At 68.3% G+C, this 18,444-nt stretch carries 17 protein-coding genes and 1 pseudogene; 4 read left to right on the forward strand and 14 right to left on the reverse strand.

Translation table 11 applies throughout. The features are described 5' to 3' along the window. Window positions 1–10 precede the first annotated feature (10 nt). The 8 genes and pseudogenes from QN239_RS19930 to QN239_RS19965 form a co-directional block, all read right to left on the reverse strand. A complete protein-coding gene (locus QN239_RS19930) occupies window positions 11–1,045 on the reverse strand; it encodes an NUDIX hydrolase (protein WP_499012919.1) in 1,035 nt (344 codons plus the stop codon). Next, complete coding sequence (locus QN239_RS19935; protein ID WP_499016875.1) at window positions 1,045–2,169, reverse strand: glycosyltransferase family 4 protein; 1,125 nt, start codon at window positions 2,167–2,169, stop codon at window positions 1,045–1,047. Before QN239_RS19935 ends, QN239_RS19930 begins: the two co-directional genes overlap by 1 nt. Then, complete coding sequence (locus QN239_RS19940; protein ID WP_499016877.1) at window positions 2,169–3,116, reverse strand: phosphatidylinositol mannoside acyltransferase; 948 nt, start codon at window positions 3,114–3,116, stop codon at window positions 2,169–2,171. Before QN239_RS19940 ends, QN239_RS19935 begins: the two co-directional genes overlap by 1 nt. Before the next feature lie 104 nt (window positions 3,117–3,220). Continuing rightward, a complete protein-coding gene (pgsA, locus tag QN239_RS19945) occupies window positions 3,221–3,883 on the reverse strand; it encodes a phosphatidylinositol phosphate synthase (RefSeq protein ID WP_499012920.1) in 663 nt (220 codons plus the stop codon). 125 nt (window positions 3,884–4,008) lie between these two features. Next, window positions 4,009–4,554, reverse strand: a pseudogene (locus QN239_RS19950) (ATP adenylyltransferase); the annotation flags it as partial. Continuing rightward, window positions 4,551–6,599, reverse strand: a complete 2,049-nt coding sequence (gene thrS, locus QN239_RS19955) for a threonine--tRNA ligase (protein WP_499012922.1) — start codon at window positions 6,597–6,599, stop codon at window positions 4,551–4,553. The gene thrS and the pseudogene QN239_RS19950, both read right to left, overlap by 4 nt. A 55-nt stretch (window positions 6,600–6,654) precedes the next feature. Next, window positions 6,655–7,074, reverse strand: coding sequence for a TIGR02611 family protein (locus QN239_RS19960; RefSeq protein ID WP_499012923.1), 420 nt, complete (start codon window positions 7,072–7,074; stop codon window positions 6,655–6,657). Further along, window positions 7,071–7,700: a PaaI family thioesterase gene (locus QN239_RS19965; RefSeq protein ID WP_499012925.1), complete on the reverse strand. Its 630-nt coding sequence runs from the start codon at window positions 7,698–7,700 to the stop codon at window positions 7,071–7,073. Before QN239_RS19965 ends, QN239_RS19960 begins: the two co-directional genes overlap by 4 nt. Before the next feature lie 256 nt (window positions 7,701–7,956). Here QN239_RS19965 and QN239_RS19970 point away from each other — a divergent pair, with 256 nt between their 5' ends. From QN239_RS19970 to QN239_RS19985, 4 genes are read left to right on the forward strand one after another with little or no spacing between them, the layout of a single operon-like run. Beyond that, entirely contained in the window at window positions 7,957–8,691 is a 735-nt protein-coding gene (locus tag QN239_RS19970) for a (Fe-S)-binding protein (protein ID WP_499012927.1), read from the forward strand. Continuing rightward, on the forward strand, window positions 8,688–10,157 hold the full coding sequence (locus QN239_RS19975; protein WP_499012929.1) for a LutB/LldF family L-lactate oxidation iron-sulfur protein: 1,470 nt from the start codon (window positions 8,688–8,690) through the stop codon (window positions 10,155–10,157). The genes QN239_RS19970 and QN239_RS19975 overlap by 4 nt, the downstream gene beginning before the upstream one ends. After that, window positions 10,124–10,768 carry a LutC/YkgG family protein gene (locus QN239_RS19980; protein ID WP_499012930.1) on the forward strand — a complete coding sequence of 215 codons (645 nt, stop codon included), beginning with the start codon at window positions 10,124–10,126 and terminating at the stop codon, window positions 10,766–10,768. The genes QN239_RS19975 and QN239_RS19980 overlap by 34 nt, the downstream gene beginning before the upstream one ends. A gap of 42 nt (window positions 10,769–10,810) precedes the next feature. Then, on the forward strand, window positions 10,811–11,074 hold the full coding sequence (locus tag QN239_RS19985) for a hypothetical protein (protein ID WP_499012931.1): 264 nt from the start codon (window positions 10,811–10,813) through the stop codon (window positions 11,072–11,074). Window positions 11,075–11,078: 4 nt separating this feature from the next. Here QN239_RS19985 and QN239_RS19990 read toward each other — a convergent pair whose 3' ends face one another. From QN239_RS19990 to QN239_RS20015, 6 genes are read right to left on the reverse strand one after another with little or no spacing between them, the layout of a single operon-like run. After that, window positions 11,079–12,071 carry a LacI family DNA-binding transcriptional regulator gene (locus tag QN239_RS19990; protein WP_499012933.1) on the reverse strand — a complete coding sequence of 331 codons (993 nt, stop codon included), beginning with the start codon at window positions 12,069–12,071 and terminating at the stop codon, window positions 11,079–11,081. Window positions 12,072–12,087: 16 nt separating this feature from the next. After that, a complete protein-coding gene (locus QN239_RS19995) occupies window positions 12,088–13,503 on the reverse strand; it encodes a rhamnulokinase (RefSeq protein WP_499012934.1) in 1,416 nt (471 codons plus the stop codon). After that, entirely contained in the window at window positions 13,500–15,548 is a 2,049-nt protein-coding gene (locus QN239_RS20000) for a bifunctional aldolase/short-chain dehydrogenase (protein WP_499012935.1), read from the reverse strand. The genes QN239_RS19995 and QN239_RS20000 overlap by 4 nt, the downstream gene beginning before the upstream one ends. Before the next feature lie 3 nt (window positions 15,549–15,551). Further along, entirely contained in the window at window positions 15,552–16,727 is a 1,176-nt protein-coding gene (rhaI, locus tag QN239_RS20005) for an L-rhamnose isomerase (RefSeq protein WP_499012937.1), read from the reverse strand. Beyond that, the gene (locus tag QN239_RS20010; RefSeq protein ID WP_499012939.1) at window positions 16,724–18,040 is read right to left on the reverse strand and encodes an MFS transporter; all 1,317 of its coding nucleotides are present in this window, start codon (window positions 18,038–18,040) and stop codon (window positions 16,724–16,726) included. Before QN239_RS20010 ends, rhaI begins: the two co-directional genes overlap by 4 nt. Before the next feature lie 14 nt (window positions 18,041–18,054). Continuing rightward, window positions 18,055–18,372 carry an L-rhamnose mutarotase gene (locus tag QN239_RS20015; RefSeq protein WP_499012940.1) on the reverse strand — a complete coding sequence of 106 codons (318 nt, stop codon included), beginning with the start codon at window positions 18,370–18,372 and terminating at the stop codon, window positions 18,055–18,057. Window positions 18,373–18,444 lie beyond the last annotated feature (72 nt).

Here is an 18,444-nt window from a genome sequence, read left to right on the forward strand (position 1 = left end):
ATCCGCAGGCTCAACGAATCTGTTGAGGCTGCGTACCCGGTCCCGCGCCGCGCACATCCACGAGCTCACCGGCCTGGGCCAGAAGCTCACCGAGCTGCAGCGGATACACGGACTCCCCCTCGGCGACCAGCTCGGCGATCATTGTCTCATCGCACCAGGAGTGGCCGTGAATGTAGCGCCGTTCCAGCGGTGTGCGACCGCTCGCGCCCGGTTCGAAGCTGCGGGTTCGGTGCAGGAAATACAGCTCTTCGCTGCGCACCACGGCCCCGTTGAAGTCGATGATGGCGTCGCGGCGCCACACCGGGCCGACCAGCTCGGCGGCGGTCACCTGCAGACCGGTCTCCTCGGCCAGCTCGCGCACCGCCGTCTCGGCGAGCTCTTCGCCGGGCTCCACCGCGCCACCGATGGTGAACCACCAGAACCGCACAACCTCGCCGTCACGCGCCGGGTCCGATCCGCGGAAAAGCAGTACCCGGCCGGCCTCGTCGAGCAGCACGACACGGGCCGAGATCCGCCGGCTGACCAACCCGACATCGCGCGCCGCCGGCCCTGCGCGCTCGGCGATCTCGAAGTAGTTGGGCAGCGCCGCCGTCCCCCCGAGATGCAGCAACCGCACCATCGGGCGATCCCGCAGCGCCAGGGTGTCGCGGACGGCATCGTTGTGGAACCGGCGGGCGAGCAATACGCGCGCCTCGGCATCGGCGAGCTCGGCGACCAGCGCCACCGGCAGCGCCGACGGGGCGACAGCCTCCAACGCCGCCGACAGTTCGTTCTCGGCGGCCTCGCGGGACGTGCGGGGCGCGCGTTCGGCGGCATCGGCCAACGCGGCGAGCCGCTGCCCCTCGGGCGCCCCTCCGTACGCGTCGACGGCGACAGCTCTGGCCACCACCGCGCGGCGGGCCAGCGCGGCATCGAGCGCCTGCCAGGACAGGTCGTACCGCACGTGCAGGCGATCAAGCCGGTTGGCGGTCAGATAGGCCCACGACCCGGTCAACAGGATGGCGGCGCCGATCAGCACCGCGAGGATGATCAACAGAGCAAGCACTAGTCGGTCACCCGGACCTTGACCCCCGCCATCGCCACGGTCTCGTAGACCCTCATGATGTCGGCGGCCACCACCGACCAGTCGTACCGCTGCACCGCGACGGTGGCGGTGTCGACGTAACGCCGGCGCAGCGCGTCATCCCCGAGCACCTCGACCAGTGCATCCCCCAGCGCGGCGGCGTCGTCGAGGGCCACCAGCCGCCCGGCCGCGCCGTTGTCGAGCACGCGGCGGAACGCATCCAGATCGCTGGCGACCACCGCCGTGCCCGCGGCCATCGCCTCCACCAGCACGATCCCGAAGCTCTCGCCGCCGGTGTTGGGTGCGCAGTACACGTCGGCGCTGCGCAGTGCCGAGGCTTTGGTGGCATCGTCGACCTGGCCCAGGAATCGCAGATGAGAGGCCAGTTCGCCGGCTTCGGCGGCCAGTGCCTGCTCGTCGCCGCGGCCCACCACCAGCACCTCGACATCGGGAAAGGCCGCCACCAGCCGGGGCAGCGCCGCCAGCAGCACCGCCATACCCTTTCGCGGTTCGTCGAAGCGGCCGAGGAACAGTACGCAGCGACCCGGCCGCGGGTAACCCTCCAGCAGCGGTGCGTCCGCGAACGCCGACACGGTCACCCCGTTGGGGATTTCGACGGCGTCCGAACCGAGCGCCTCCATCTGCCAGCGGCGGGCCAGATCGGACACGGCGATGCGGCCGACGATCTTCTCGTGCCACGGCCGCAGAAGTCCCTGAAACACACTGAGCGTCAACGATTTCGTCGTCGAGGTGTGGAACGTCGCGACGATCGGCCCCTCGGCGATCATCAGCGCCAGCATCGACAGGCTGGGTGCGTTGGGCTCGTGCAGATGCAACACGTCGAAATCACCCTGGCCGAGCCATTTCTTGACGGTGCGGTGGGTGGCCGGACCGAACCGCAGCCGGGCCACCGAGCCGTTGTACGGGATCGGCACGGCCTTGCCGCCCGACACCACGTAGTCCGGCATCGCGACGTGTGGGCTTGACGGCGCCAACACGCTCACGTGATGGCCCTGCGCCTGGTACACCTCGGCCAGTTGCAGGACATGGGCCTGCACCCCGCCGGGTACGTCGAAGGAGTACGGGCACACCATCCCGATGCGCATCATTGCCCCACGTCTGACCCCGGGTCGCTGCGCTCCAGCCCGCCGAGCTCAGACCCCGGGTCGCTGCGCTCCAGCCCGCCGAGCTCAGACCCCGGGTCGCTGCGCTCCAGCCCGCCGAGCCGCGCGCGACGCTCGTCCGACAGGTCGGCCAGCCACTGCGGCTGCAGCATGTGCCAGTCTGCGGGATGGGTGGCGATATCGACGGTGAACTGGTCGGCCAGTGCCTGGGTGATCACCTGCACGTCACCGGAGGACGTGTCCAGGGGCGGGTGGATACGGATGGCCGCGCTGTCACCTTCGTACCAGCAGTAGGTGGGCAGCAACGCCGCCCCGGTCTCCAGCGCCAGTCGCGCCGGACCGCCGGGCAGCCGGGTGGGCTCACCGAACAGATCCACCTGCACCCCGGAGCGGGTCAGATCGCGATCCGACATCAGGCACACCAGACCGTTGCCGCGCAGCCGGTCGGCGAGCACCTCTGAAGGCGGGCGGGCCCCGCCGGTCAGGGGCAGCACCTCGAAGCCGAGGCTCTCGCGGTAGTCGACGAACCGCTGGTACAACGACTCCGGCTTGAGCCGTTCGGCCACCGTGGCGAACTTGCCGTGGGTGTTGGTCAGCCACACCCCCGCCATATCCCAGTTGCCGCTGTGCGGCAGCGCCAGGATCGCACCGCGGCCGGCGGCCAGCGCGTCGACGACGTTCTCTTCGCCAAAGGCCAATGCCCGCAACCGGTCCGCGAGCTTCTCGTGATCCATCGACGGTAGCCGGAAGGCCTCCCGCCAGTACCGCGCATAGGACGCCAGCGACGCCCGGATCAGGTCGGCGGGCACCGCCGCCGGCGGCACGCCCAGGACCCGGGCCAGATTCTTGCGCAACTGCTCGGGCCCGCCACCGCGGGCGGCGTACCGCGCACCCGCGTCGAACATGTTGCGGGCGGCGAACTCCGGCATCGCGCGCACCAGCCGCCAGCCCGCCGCGTAGCCCAGATCGGTCAGCTCGCCGCCCAGTGGCACGCGCAATCCGCGGACCCGCGGCAGACCTGCCGACGGTGTGCTCACTGCTCATCTCCCACCGGCGGCGCGGTATCGGCGGCCGGCATGGCGTCCATGGCCCCGGGCGAGGTCCGCACCGCGTGCAGCCGCTGGGCGACGGTCACCACGCTGGCCACCGCCAGCCCCCACATCGCGACGTCCAGGATCAGCGGGAGGCCGAACAGCCCCGACAGCCCGGCGCCGGCCAGCACGATGACCAGCCGCTCGGGCCGTTCGATGATGCCACCGTCACCCCGCAGACCACTGGCTTCGGCGCGGGCCTTGATGTACGAGATGACCTGCGAGGTGACCAGGCAGACCAGCGTGGCCACCAACAGCTGAGCGTTGTGCATCCCGAACGCGATCCACCAGGCCAGGCCGCAGAACACCGCGCCGTCGGCGATCCGGTCACACGTGGCATCGAGCACCGCACCGAACCGGGTACCGCCACCGCGCTCCCTGGCCATGGCGCCGTCGAGCATATCGGCCAGTACGAAGAAGAAGACCGCCACCGAGCCCCACCACAGCTGGCCGACCGGGTACAGGATCAACGCCGCCAGCACCGATCCGGCGGTGCCGAGAACGGTGATGGTGTCCGGGGTGAAGCCGACGCGCAGCGCCGCCCTGGCGACCGGTTGGGACAGCTTGGTGTAAGCCGCCCGGGTCATCAGGTAGAAGTCGCTCATGTGCCCGGCTGCCCCGTCGTAGCTCCCGCCCCGGCCTGATCCCCCGTCGCTCCGCTCGCCCCCGTCTGATCCCCCGTCGCTCCGCTCGCCCCCGTCTGATCCCCCGTCGCTCCGCTCGCCCCGTCCTGCGCGGCCCATTCCGCGGCCAGCAACTGGCGCGTGTCGCGCAGCAACTGTGGGATCACCTTGGAGTCGCCGATGATCGTGATGAAGTTGGCATCACCACCCCACCGCGGCACGACGTGCATGTGCAGATGCTCGGCGAGCGATCCGCCCGCCGATGTCCCGAGGTTGAGTCCCACGTTGAACCCGTGCGGGCGGGAGACCGCCTTGATGACCCGAATCGCGTTCTGCGTGAACGCCATCAGCTCGGCGCTCTCCTCCGCGGTGAGGTCCTCCAGTTCGGACACCCGCCGGTAGGGCACCACCATGAGGTGGCCGGGGTTGTACGGGTACAGGTTGAGCACGGCGTACACCAACTTGCCGCGCGCGACCATCAGGCCGTCCTCGTCGGACATCTGCGGGATATCGGTGAACGGTTCCGTCGACAGCGCCGAACCGGCCCCCTTCTTCAACGGGGATTCGGCGATGTAGCTCATCCGGTGCGGGGTCCACAGCCGCTGCAGATGGTCGGGATCGCCGACACCCCGGTCGACGATGCCGTCGGTCACGAGTCCACCTTGAACAGATCGGCATCGGGAGTCGCGTTCTCCCGCCGGGCGATCCAGTCCACGATCGCCGCCACTGCCGCCTTCCGGGGTACCCCGTTGAGCTGGCTGCGGTCGCCGAACCTGAAGGACACCGCGTCCGCCTCCACGTCGGTGTCCCCGGCCAGCAGCATGAACGGCACCCGCTGGTTGGTGTGGTTGACGATCTTCTTGGCCATCCGGTCGTCGCTGGCATCCACCTCGACCCGGACGCCGTGCGATTTGAGTTCTGCCGCAAGCGCTTCCAGGTACGGGATGTGCTTGTCCGCGACGGGCACCCCGACCGCCTGTACCGGCGCGAGCCAGACCGGGAACGCGCCCGCGTAGTGCTCGGTGAGCACCCCGAAGAACCGCTCGATCGACCCGAACAGGGCCCGGTGGATCAGCACCGGCCGCTGCCGGCTGCCGTCCGCGGAGGTGTACTCCAACTCGAAGCGGTCGGGCATGTTGAAGTCGAGCTGGATGGTCGACATCTGCCAGTGCCGGCCCAGCGCGTCCTTGACCTGCACCGAGATCTTCGGGCCGTAAAACGCGGCGCCACCGGGATCGGGCACCAGATCCAGCCCGGACGCCTCGGCCACCTCACGCAGCGTGGCGGTCGCCTCCTCCCAGAGCTCGTCGGAGCCGACGGACTTCTCCGGGTCGCGGGTGGACAGCTCCAGATAGAAATCGTCGAGGCCGTAGTCCGACAGCAGGTCGAGCACGAAACCCAGCAGCGAGGTCAGTTCATCGCGCATCTGCTCGCGGGTGGTGTAGATGTGCGCGTCGTCCTGCGTCATACCGCGCACCCGGGTCAGGCCGTGGATGACACCGGACTTCTCGTACCGATACACCGAGCCGAATTCGAAGAGCCGCAAGGGCAATTCGCGATAGGACCGGCCACGCGAGCGGTAGATCAGGTGGTGCATCGGGCAGTTCATCGGCTTCAGGTAGTAGTCCTGGCCGGGCTTGCGCACGGTGCCGTCTTCGTTGAACTCGGCATCGATCTGCATCGGCGGGAACATGCCGTCGGCGTACCACTCCAGGTGACCCGACGTGATGTACAGGTTCTCCTTGGTGATGTGCGGAGTGTTGACGAACTGGTACCCGGCCTGCTCGTGCTTGCGCCGCGAGTAGTCCTCCAACTCCTTGCGGATGATCCCGCCCTTGGGGTGGAACACCGGCAGCCCGGACCCGAGCTCGTCGGGGAAGCTGAACAGGTCGAGCTCCACCCCGAGCTTGCGGTGGTCGCGGCGCTGAGCCTCCTCGATCAACTCGAGGTGCCGGTCGAGCGCCTCCTGCGACTCCCATGCGGTGCCGTACACGCGCTGCAGGCTGGCGTTGTTCTGGTTGCCGCGCCAGTAGGCGGCGCTGCTTCGGGTCAGCTTGAAGGCCGGGATGTACTTCGTGGTGGGGATGTGCGGGCCGCGGCACAGGTCACCCCAGATGCGTTCCTTGGTGCGGGCGTTGAGATTGTCGTAGGCGGTCAGCTCGTCACCACCGACTTCCATCACATCGGGGTCACCGGATTTGTCGTCGACGAGTTCCAGCTTGTACGGCTCATTCGCGAGTTCCTCGCGGGCTTGGTCCTTGGATTCGTACACCCGGCGGGAGAACAGCTGACCGTCCTTGACGATCTTGGCCATCCGCTTCTCCAGCTTCGCCAGATCCTCCGGGGTGAAGGGCTCGGCGACGTCGAAGTCGTAGTAGAAGCCGTCGGTGATCGGCGGGCCGATACCCAGCTTGGCCTGCGGGAAGAGCTCCTGCACGGCTTGTGCGAGCACATGCGCCGCCGAGTGCCGGATGACGCTGCGGCCGTCCTCGGTATCGGCGGCCACCGGCACCACCTCGACATCGGTGTCCGGCGTCCAGGACAGGTCGCGCAACCGGCCGTCGGCATCGCGTACGACCACGATGGCGTCGGAGGCGCCGCGTTCGGGAAGACCGGCGGCGCGGACGGCCGCCCCAGCGGTGGTCCCGGCAGCGACCCGGATCGGGGCTGCGGGGGCGGTGCTGGCGGCGGCAGTCATCGGGACTTCTCCTACTGGTCGAGTGCGGTCGCGACCATGCTATCGGGGCGGGTTCCTACGATCCGATACCGATCGGGCTCTGCAGCCAGGCCGGTTCGAAGCCGATCAGACCACCGGCCCAGTAAAGCGCGCCCAGACCCCACAGACTGGCCACCACCACCAGGCCGGTGAAGGCCGCGCTGAGAGCCTTCACGGCGATGTGCTGACGGGCGAACCACGCCATCACCGCCTCGTAACGCAACTTCACCCAGTGCAGCGCCACCTGCGCCGCCCGGAACTCGGTGGCCAGGATCGCCAGGCCGAGGAAGACGATCGCCCAACCCGGACCGGGGTACGGGATGGCGACGATCCCGACGGCCAGCACCACGGTCCCGACCACCGCGACCACGACCCGGTAGACGAAGTCCGCGACGGGACGTTCCCGCAGGCGGTCGCGCCCGCGTGCCCAGCGCCGCTTGATATCGGAGAACCTCACGGCTGCCCCGGCTTGAGCCTGACGAACAGGGCGTCGCCCTCGGTGAGTACCTCATCACCGTCGAGCAGCCGGCCGCTGACGAAGAGCTTGCGTCCGTCGATCCGGTCGATCCCGGCGTCCACCTGCAGTTCCCTCCCGATCGGCACGATCTTGCGGTAGTCGATGCCCAGGTGCGCGGTGCGCTGGTAGGGGCTCTTGGTCAGTTTGGCGGTGGTGAAGCCGAGCAGCGAGTCGAAGAGCAGCCCGAGGACGCCGCCGTGCACGGCTCCGTTGCGGCCGAGGTGGTAGCGCCGGAACCGGGCGGTCCCGCCGATCCGCCCCTCCTCGGTGACGACCAGGTCCACCGGCACCGACATGATGTTGCCCCGGTTGGGCAGATCCATCCGCCGGCCGGACGGGGAATGCCATTCGTCGGCCTCGTAGGGGGCCAGCAGCGTGGACACCTTTTCGACGAGGTCAGCCGCCTCGGCGATCACCTCGTCGGGAGCGTCGGCGGCGCGGGCGTGGTCCTGCAGCGTGCGCACCGCTTCGATGAACCGGCCATAGTCCGGCCCACCCTTGTCGGTGGGTTCGGGCGGGTTGAAACCACCGCCGGAGTGCGCTGCTGGGTCGGCCACACCGGCCACGTTATTGCACAGGAGGTTCCCAGGGCGCGCCGGTCGGATGCGCCGGTTGCTGCACCACTGTTGCGCTCGTCGGCCCGACACCACCCTCCGCTGACAACCCAGACAGCCAAACGGGTTCCCGTGCACAGAAATTGGCTGCCAGGCCGGTACACGTTGACTTATGACTGCCGTCACACTACGGTTTATTGAAACGTTTCAATTATTGAATGCACGATCCCCGCCACCGCGGCAGCGCCGGCGGTAACCTGAGGAACCTATGCGAATCGCCCTGTTCGCGACCTGCTTGGCGGACGCCCTGTTCCCGCCCGCTGCGATCGCCACTGTCGCGCTGCTGGAGCGGCTCGGCCACGAAGTGACGTTTCCTGCCGGCCAGACCTGTTGCGGCCAAATGCATATCAACACCGGTTATCTCAAGGAAGCCACCGCCGTGGTGCGTCATCATGTCGAGGTGTTCGAGGCGGCCGGTTGCGACGCCATCGTCGCCCCGTCGGGGTCATGCGTGGGCTCGGTGCGCCATCAGCACGCCATGGTGGCCCGCCGCGCCGGCGATGACGCCCTGGCCGCCCGCGCCGAGGCCGTCGCGGCCCACACCTACGAGCTGTCCGAGTTCCTCGTCGACGTCCTCGGGGTGGATGACGTCGGCGCGTACTACCCGCACCACGTCACCTACCACCCGACGTGCCACTCACTGCGCATGCTCGGCGTCGGGGACAAGCCATTGCGTCTGCTGCGCAATGTCCGTGGCCTCACCCTGGTGGAACTGCCATCCGCCGACTCGTGTTGCGGTTTCGGCGGCACCTTCGCCCTGAAGAATTCCGACACCTCCACCGCGATGCTGGCCGACAAGATGACCAACATCCTCGACACCGGCGCCGAGGTGTGCAGCGCCGGAGATTCGTCGTGTCTCATGCACATCGGCGGCGGGCTGAGCCGGTTGCGGGTCGGTGTGCGCACCGTGCACCTGGCCGAGATCCTGGCGGCCCACGGATGACCTTCCTCGGCACGCCCGGGGTGGGCAATCTGCGCGGCGAGGTGTCGTTCCCGCACGCCGCCCGCGAGGCCCTGGGCAATGCACAGCTGCGCCGCAACATCGGCCACGCGACACACACCATCCGCGCCAAACGCCTTGCCGCAGTGGCCGAATGCGAAGACTGGGAGCAGTTGCGCGCCGCGGGCAGCGCCCTCAAACAGGACGTCATGGCCCGCCTTCCCGAGCTGCTGGAACAGTTGGAGCGCAACGTCACCGAACGCGGTGGAGTGGTGCACTGGGCGCGCGACGGTGACGAGGCCAACCGGATCGTCACGGCACTGATCCGGGCTACCGGCTCCGACGAAGTGGTCAAGGTCAAATCGATGGCCACTCAGGAGATCGGACTCAACGAACACCTCGAGGCCGAGGGCATAGCCGCATTCGAGACCGACCTGGCCGAACTCATCGTTCAGCTCGGCCACGACAAGCCCAGCCACATCCTGGTGCCCGCCATCCACCGCAACCGGGCCGAGATCCGCGAGATCTTCAGCCGGGAGATGCCCGACGCCGGCGAGCTGACCGACGAGCCCCGGGTGCTCGCGATGGCCGCCCGCTCACATCTGCGCCGCAAGTTCCTCACCGCCCGCGTGGCCGTCAGTGGCGCGAATTTCGGTGTGGCCGAGACGGGCACGCTTGCGGTGGTGGAATCCGAGGGCAACGGCCGGATGTGCCTGACCCTGCCCGAAACCTTGATCACCGTGATGGGGATCGAGAAGATCATCCCCACTTTCGCGGACCTGGAAGTGTTCATGCAACTGCTCCCCCGGTCCTCGACCGCGGAGCGGATGAACCCCTACACGTCCATGTGGACCGGCGTGCATCCCGGGGACGGCCCGCAGCAGTTCCATCTGGTACTGCTGGACAACGGCCGCACCCGGGTGCTCGCCGACGAGGTGGGACGTGCTGCGCTGCACTGCATCCGGTGTAGCGCCTGCCTCAATGTGTGCCCCGTCTACGAGCGCACCGGCGGGCACGCCTACGGATCGGTGTATCCCGGTCCGATCGGGGCCATCCTGTCCCCGCAGCTGACGGGGACCACCGGACACGACGACCCGAACGCCAGCCTGCCGTACGCGTCCTCACTGTGCGGCGCCTGCTTCGAGGCCTGCCCGGTGAAGATCGACATCCCGTCCATCCTGGTGCATCTGCGGGCCGAACAGGTGGATGCAGAAGGGCGGGTAAGAGGTGTCCTTCCTTCGGGGCAGGATCTGGCCATGAAGGCCGCGGGCTGGGCCATGTCGTCCCCTGACCGTTTCGCACTGGCCGAGAAGGCACTCGGGGTGGGCCGGCTGATCGCGGGCAAGGATCACCGCATCGGCGCGCTACCCTGGCCGGCATCGAAATGGACCAGCAGCCGCGATATTCCGGAGCCGCCGAAGGAGACCTTCCGGCAATGGTGGGAACGGACCCGCGGGGGTGCGAAGTGAGTGATGCCAGATCGGCGGTGCTGGGCCGGATCCGGTCGGCGCTGGCCGCAGCCCCGCCGGAACCCGTCGTGGTGCCACGTGATTACGCGCGCGAGCCGCTCACCGGTCCGGCCGATGTACAGCGCTTCGCCGAGGCGGTGGCCGAGTACCGGGCCAGGGTGCACCTGGTGTCCGATGTCTCCGAGATTTCGGCCACCGTGGCCGAACTCGTCGGGCCGGACGCCACCGTGGTGATCCCGGCCGATCTGCCCGCCGAATGGGTGGTGGGTGTGCGGACCGTCGGTGACGCACCTGCACTCGGTATCGACACCCTCGACCGCGCCGATGCGGTACTGACCGGCTGCGCGGTGGGCATCGCCGCCACCGGAACCATCGTGCTGGACGCCGGGTTCGCCCAGGGCCGGCGCGCGCTGACACTGGTGCCCGACCACCACATCTGTGTGGTGCGAGCCGACCAGATCGTGGACACGGTGCCGCAGGGGTTCGCGGCGCTGGACCCCACCCGGCCGTTGACGTTCATCTCGGGACCGAGCGCCACCAGCGATATCGAGTTGCAGCGGGTCGAAGGTGTGCACGGACCACGCACGCTGGACGTTCTGATCGTGTCCTAGCGTTCCGAGACTTCCCCAAGGGGTTCGCCGCATTGTCGTGCCATGAACCTGATCCGGATTGCGACGACTGCTTTGATCGCCGGCGGCATGGCCGCGGCCGATCTGGGCTTGACCGCGGGTAGCGCCGAGGCCCGGCCCGCTGCTCCGGTGGTCTGGGACGCCAAGATCTGGCAGACCTACTGGTACCTGTACCACGGGCAGGGTAATGTCGCGCAGAACATCTTCGAGGGCGATACGCCACCGCCACCGGGGCTTATCACCCGCGAGAACTGCGCGCAGATTCTCGGGCCGTTCTGCCCGCGGTGACGCCCTAACCGGTAGAGGCCCGAATCACCAACTCTGGTTGGAAAACCACATGTTTGGGCTCCCGACTGCTACTCCCCTCGGATGCGGCGACCAACAGGTCCACCGCCGTGGCGCCGATGTCGGCGGTGGGCTGCCGCACGGAACTCAGCGGCACCACTGCCGAGGCAGCGAAATCGATGTCGTCGTAGCCGACGAGCGCGATGTCGTCGGGCACCCGGAGATCACCCATCAGGGTGAGCGCCTGCAGCACCCCGATGGCCACCAGATCGTTGGCACAGAACACCGCATCGGGACGCTGGGCCGCCGGCCGGTCCCGCAGCTGCTCCCCCACCGCCCGCCCGGCCAGCACACTCAGGGCCGGGGTGTCGATGCTCTCCAGTTGCGCCCCAGGGGTTTCCGCCACCGCCTTGGCCGCCCCCAGCCGACGGTCTCGGATCTGGCGCAGCGTGGCCGGGCCACCCACAAAGGCGATCCGGCGCCGGCCCGTCGCGCACAGGTGGGCCACCGCCAGCGCAGCGCCGGCCACATCGTCGACCGCGACCGAATCGAAAGGCGTTCCGCTGCCGTCACGGTCGACGAGCACCACCGGGGTGCCCCGCTCGTGCAGTGCAGTCAAGCGGCGCAGGTCCTCACCGACCGGCGACACCAACAGTCCGTACACCCGCTGTTCGTCGAAGGCATCGATATAGGCGCGTTCCCGGCCGTCATCGTCGTCGGAGGTGCCCAGGAGCACGGTGAGATTGTGTTCACCGGCGCGGCGTTCAGCCGCTCTGGCGATATCGGTGAAGAACGGGTTGCCGATGTCGAGCACCACCAACCCGATGCTGCGGGACCGGCCGGCCTTGAGTTGCCGCGCCGCGTCGTTACGCACGAATCCTAGGTAGTCGATCGCCGCCTGCACGCGCGCCACGGTCGCGGGGGCCACCTTGTCCGGGGCATTGAGCACGTTGGAGACCGTGCCGACCGACACCGAGGCCGCGGCAGCGACTTCCCGCATGCTCACCACCAGGACATCACACCATCACGGCGGCCCGATCGGTGCGCGGGACATACCGGCGCGGCGGAAGCCACTCCGCGACCCGCCGCCGCAACTCGTCGAGATCGCCGCTGACCAGCCCCTGCGACCGCGCGGTGAGCAGAATGTTCCCGAGTGCGGTCGCCTCGACCGGCCCGGCCAGCAGCGGCAGGCCCAACCGGTCGGCGGTGAGCTGGCACAGCAGGTCGTTCTGCGACCCGCCACCGACGATATGCACGGTGCGCACGTCGACGCCGGCCAGCTGCCCTGCCGCGCGCACCGCGGAAGCGAAGGCAGCCGCCAGGCTTTCGAGAATCGCGCGCACCGTGCCGGCGGGGCCGTCCGGCACCCGCAGACCACGCTCGCGGTACCAGTCGGCGATGCGGGCCGGCATATCGCCCGGCGGCAGGAACCGCGGATCGTTGGTGTCGAACACCTGCGTGGGCGCTGGCGCCTGCGCGGCGGCGGCCAACAGCGTGGCCAGGTCGGCACTCTGGCCGTCGCGTTCGTACTGTCGCACCGTCTCGGTCAGCAGCCACAGTCCCATCACGTTGTGCAGGAACCGGTTCCTGCCGTCCGCACCTGCCTCGTTGGTGAAGTTGGCGGCCCGGCCGGCCTCGGTGACCACGGGCCCCGACAGCTCCAGCCCGACCAGACCCCAGGTGCCACAGGAGATGTACGCGGACTCCGACGCATCCATCGGGATCGCGGCGACCGCCGATGCGGTGTCATGGGAGGCCACCGACACCACGTCGGCGTCGAAACCGAGTCCCGGTAGCACCCGGCCGCGGGATGACCCCGCGTCGACGACATCCGGGAACAGGCTGGGCGACAACCCGAGCCGGGTCATCAGGCCGGTGTCCCAGCGGCCATCGAGGCCGAGCAGCCCGGTGGTCGACGCGTTGGTGCGTTCGGCCACCCGTTGCCCGGTGAGCCAGTACGTCACCAGGTCGGGGATCAGCAGCACGGTGTCGGCCTGGTTCAGCAGCGACTCTACCGCCAACTGATACACCGTGTTGAAGGGCAGGAACTGTAAACCGTTGCGGGCGTACAACTCCGAATGCTCGATCTGCGCATGCACCAGCGCCACACCCCGCTCCGTGCGGGTATCGCGGTAGTGGTGCGGTACCGACAGCAGTCGGCCGTCGCGCAGTAGTCCGTAGTCCACCGCCCACGAGTCCACCCCGATGCCGGCCAGCCGGTCGCATTCGTGCCCAGCGCGGGCCAAACCGCCCAGCACGTGACCGTAGATTCCGGGTAGATCCCAGTGCAAGGCGTGGCGCTCACCGTTCCAGATGGTCACCGGTTCGTTGGCGAACCGGGCCACGGTGCGCATCTGAAACCGGTCCAGGTCGGCGACGATCACCCGGCCGCTGGTGGCGCCGAGATCGACCGCGGCGACCTGCACGCTCATCGTAGAAACGCCGCGGCCACACCGGCGTCGACGGGCACATGCAGGCCGGTGGTGTGCGAGAAGTCCGAGGTGCACAGCGCGAACGCCGCATTGGCGATGTTCTCCGGCAACACTTCCCGTTTGAGTAGGGTGCGCTGCGCGTAGAACTGGCCCAGGTCCTCCTCGGCCACCCCGTACACCGCGGCGCGTTTGGCGCCCCAGCCGCCGGCGAAGATGCCCGACCCGCGCACCACACCGTCGGGGTTGATGCCGTTGACCTTGACACCGTGCTCGCCGAGTTCGGCGGCCAGCAGGCGCACTTGGTGCGCCTGGTCGGCCTTGGTCGCCGAGTACGCGATGTTGTTGGGCCCGGCGAACACCGAGTTCTTCGACGAGATGTAGATGATGTCGCCGCCGAGCTTCTGCTCGATCAGGGCGCGCGCCGCGGCGCGCGACACCAGGAACGACCCGCGGGCCATCACGTTGTGTTGCAGGTCCCAGTCGGCGACGGTGGTGTCCAACAGCGATTTGGACAGCGACAGTCCGGCGTTGTTGACGACGAGGTCGATACCGCCGAACGCCAGTACCGTGGCGTCGACGGCCGCCTGCACGGCGGCCTCGTCGGTGACATCGGCCGCGATCCCGATCGCCACGTCGGTACCACCGAGCTCTGCCGCGGCGGCCTCGGCCTTTTCCGCGTCCAGATCGGCGATCACCACGCAGGCCCCTTCGGCCGCGAGCCGGGTGGCGATGGCCTTCCCGATACCCGAGGCCGCTCCGGTGACCAGCGCGATGCGGGTGGCCAGGGGCTTGGGCTTCGGCATCCGGGCCAGTTTGGCCTCTTCCAGCGCCCAGTATTCGATGCGGAACTTCTCCGACTCGTCGATCGGCGCATAGCTGGAGATCGCCTCGGCGCCGCGCATCACGTTGATGGCGTTGAGATAGAACTCGCCGCCCACTCGGGCGGTCTGCTTGTCCTTGCCGTAGCTGAACATGCCCACCCCGGGGATCAGCACGATGGCCGGATCGGCACCTCGCATCGCCGGGCTGTCCGGGCCGGCGTGCCGCTCGTAGTAGGCCCGGTAGTCGGCGCGGTAGGTTTCGTGCAACTCGGCCAGCCGGGACCTGCAATCCTGCAGAGGCGCATCGGTGGGCAGGTCCAGCAGCATCGGCCTGACCTTGGTGCGCAGGAAGTGGTCCGGACAGCTGGTGCCCAGCGCGGCCAGCCGCGGATGTTCGTCACCGGCAAGGAATTCCAGCACCCGCGGGTCATCGGTGAAGTGCCCGACCTGGGCTCGATCGGTGGACGCCAGCCCGCGCAGGAACGGGGCCAAGGCGACCGCCCTGGCCCGACGCTCGTCGCAGGGCAGGGCACCGAAGCCCGGCAACTCCCGGCCGAACGGCGCGGACCGGCCGTTCTCTGCGATGTACCGTTCTGCGGTCTCGATGATCTCCAGCGAATGCGCCTGCGCCTGCGCCGATGTCGCACCCCAGGCGGTGATGCCGTGCCCGCCCAGGATGGTGCCGATCGCCTGCGGGTTGCGCTTCTTGATCTCGGCGATGTCCAGGCCGAGCTGGAACCCGGGACGGCGCCATGGCACCCACACCACCCGGTCACCGAAGATCTGCTTGGTCAGGGCCTCCCCTTCGGCGGCAGTGGCCAGGGCGATCCCGGAGTCGGGGTGCAGGTGGTCGACGTGGTCGGCCTCGACGAGGCCATGCATGGCGGTGTCGATGGACGGCGCGGCCCCGCCGCGCCCGTGCAGGCAGTAGTCGAATGCCGCGACCATCTCGTCCTCGCGGTCGACACCGGGGTAGACGTCCACCAGCGCCCGCATCCTGTCCAGCCGCAGCACGGCGAGCCCGTTCTCGGTGAGGGTGCCGAGGTCGCCGCCAGAACCCTTGACCCACAACAGGTCCACCGGGGCGCCGGTGACGGGGTCGATATCGGTGCCTTTGGCCGAGGTGTTACCGCCGGCGTAGTTGGTGTTCTTCGGATCGGATCCGAGCCGGTTGGACCGGGCGATCAGCTCGGCAACGGTGTTGTTCTGTGATGAGTCTGTCATCTCTCATGCTCCCCACGAGGATTGGGTTCCGCCGATGCGAGCGGCGTTGATGGTGTCCTGGTAGCCGGAGGCGGCGAAGGCGGCCATCGGGTCGCCGGGCAGCCCGCGGTCGACCCGCCACTGTGCCAGCGCGGGACGCACATCGGTGTAGAAGGCGTCCATGACGATCGCATTGGCGCCCAGCACATCGCCGTCCTCCTGGGCGACGGTGAGCGCCTCGGTATCGACCAACAGGGCCCGGGCGGTCATCTCCTGCACGTTGAGCACCGACCGGAGCTGGCCGGGGATCTTGGCCTCCACGTTGTGGCACTGGTCGAGCATGAGCGCCACCGGCGACCCACCATTTTCCCCCGTCCCTCCGGCATCCAGCCCGCCACCGCGGATCACCTCGAACATGATGCGGAACAACTGGAACGGGTCGGCCGCGCCGACGATCAGGTCGTCGTCGGCGTAGAAGCGGGAGTTGAAATCAAAGGAGCCGAGCTTCCCCAGCCGCAGCAGCTGGGCGACGATGAACTCGATATTGGTGCCCGGGGCGTGGTGGCCGGTATCCAGGCAGACCATCGCCCGCTCCCCCAGTGCGCTGACCTGGGCGTAGGAGGTACCCCAGTCCGGCACGTCGGTCATGTACATGGCCGGTTCGAAGAACTTGTACTCCAACACCATTCGCTGACTTTCGCCGATGTGCTGGTAGATCGTCGCCAGCGATTCGGCCAACCGGTCCTGCCTGCCCCGGATATCGCCCTGGCCCGGGTAGTTGGTGCCGTCGGCCAGCCAGATCTTCAGATCGCGCGACCCGGTGGCGTTCATGATCTCGATGCATGCCAGGTGGTGGTCGATGGCCTTCTGCCGCACCGTCTTGTCGATGTGGGTGAGGCTGCCGAACTTGTAGTCGTCGTCCTGGAAGGTGTTGGAGTTGACGGTCCCCAGCCGCACGCCCTGCGCGGCGGCGTAGGCACCCAGCGCGGCGTAGTCGTCGACGGTGTCCCACGGAATGTGCAGGGCCACCGCGGGTGCCAGGCCGGTGAGCCGGTGCACGGTGGCGGCGTCGGCGATCTTCTCTTCGATGGTGCGCGGGGTGCCCGGGGTGCCGAACACCTTGAAGCGGGTGCCGGAATTGCCGAATGCCCAGGACGGCAGTTCGATGGCCAGGTTGTCCAGCAGCGGGTGCAGGATCATGCCGCGGTCCTCTCGACAGGGGTGGACGGGGAGACGCAAGCGCCGTAGCGTTCGACCTCGATCTCCTGCAACGTCTTTCCGCGGGTGGCGGGCGCCCAGACGGCGCCGATCACCAGGGCGACGGTGAGCAGGGCGACCAGCAGGATGCCGACGGTGGTCAGACCGGTGGCGGCCAGCAGGGTCGGGAAGAAGTAGCTCAACAGCCCGGTGGCGGTTCGCACCACGAAGAACATCACGCCCTGGGCGCTGGCCCGGTACGGGGTGGCGAACAGTTCACTGGCCCACAAACTGTAGAAGGCCTGCGCACCGATACCGGCCGAGACACCCCACAGCACGGCGAACACGAGCATCGTCGGCACGCCGCCATCGGTGAACGCCACCAGTACGATCCAGCCGATGATGCCCAGGGCTGCGCCGATCACATACAGCAGACGCTGGCTCATCCGGTCGGCGTAGCGCATGAAACCGAAGTACGTCGCGGCCACGGTGCAGCCCCAGACCAGCACCTGCAACAGGTTCTGCGCGACCGGGCTGTGCAGGCCGGCGGTGTCGTAGACGCGGGGCATGAAGATACCGGCCTGTCCGGCCACGGTGTTCCAGAACAGGTAGATGCCACCGAGGAACAACAGCGCGGCGATGTTGACCTTGCGGGAGAACAGGCCGCGCAGCCCACGGTTGCCGACAGTTGTTGCCAGCGAAGCGGATTCGTTGCGGCCCTCGTCCGTCCAGATCTGCGATTCGGCCAGGCCTTGGCGTACCCACCACACCACCGCGGCGACCACGAACAGATGCACGAAGATCAGCCGCGAACCGAGCAGCCCCATTGGTGCGAGCGCCGCCGCCAGCGCGAAGCCGATGAGCGGACCCACCGACCACGCGAGCTGCGCAGTGCCGACGTGTTTGGCACGGTCGGCTGAGGGCGCCTGTTCGGCGATATAGGTCCACGACGCCGGCACACCGGCGCCCACCGCGATACCGGTGATGATGAAGGCGGTCAGCAGCATCGCGAAGTTCACCGCGAAAGCTGCCAGCAGTACACCGGCCATGTACACCAGCAGGTCATAGGTGTAGATCGCCTTGCGACCGAATCGGTCGCACAGCGGTCCGCCCAGGATGGCGCCGATGGCCGCGCCGAAAGCGTTGGCGCTCAACGCCGCCAGCAGGCCGACGGCGAAATTGCTGATCCCGAAGGCGGTCTGCCAGAAGCCCAGACTCGTCGCGATGGCGATGATCGACCCGGCTTCGATGTAGTTGGACATGGCGACCGCGATGGTCGCCCGCCAGCCGGTGGTGGACCGTGCTCCGATTTTCATGCAGTGCTCCTGGGTCAGACGAGATGAAAGTAGTGCGTGAGCGGGCGAATACCGGCGTCAGGTGCGCCGGCCTCGAAGTACTCGGCCATGCCGGCCTGCCAGCGTGTGTTGATATCGGTGCGGGCCATCCGTTCCTGGGCCGCGTCGAAGTCATCCGTCTCGAGGTATCCGACCACCAGACCGTCCTCGGGACGGACGAACAGCGAGTAGTTACGCCAGCCCGCCGTGCTGAGCGCTGCCAGCATCTCGGGCCACACCACCTGATGGGCGTCCAGATACTCGGTCACCCGGTCTTGGCGCAGTTTCAGCAGGAAGCACACTCGCTCCGTCATCACCCATCCCGTTTTGAAACGTTTCAATTTGTGATGGCGGCAACAGTACGTCTGTGGCCGCTCTCACGTCAA

It is taken from the genome of Mycolicibacterium sp. Y3 (assembly GCF_051188035.1).
Lineage (GTDB): Bacteria > Actinomycetota > Actinomycetes > Mycobacteriales > Mycobacteriaceae > Mycobacterium > Mycobacterium fluoranthenivorans.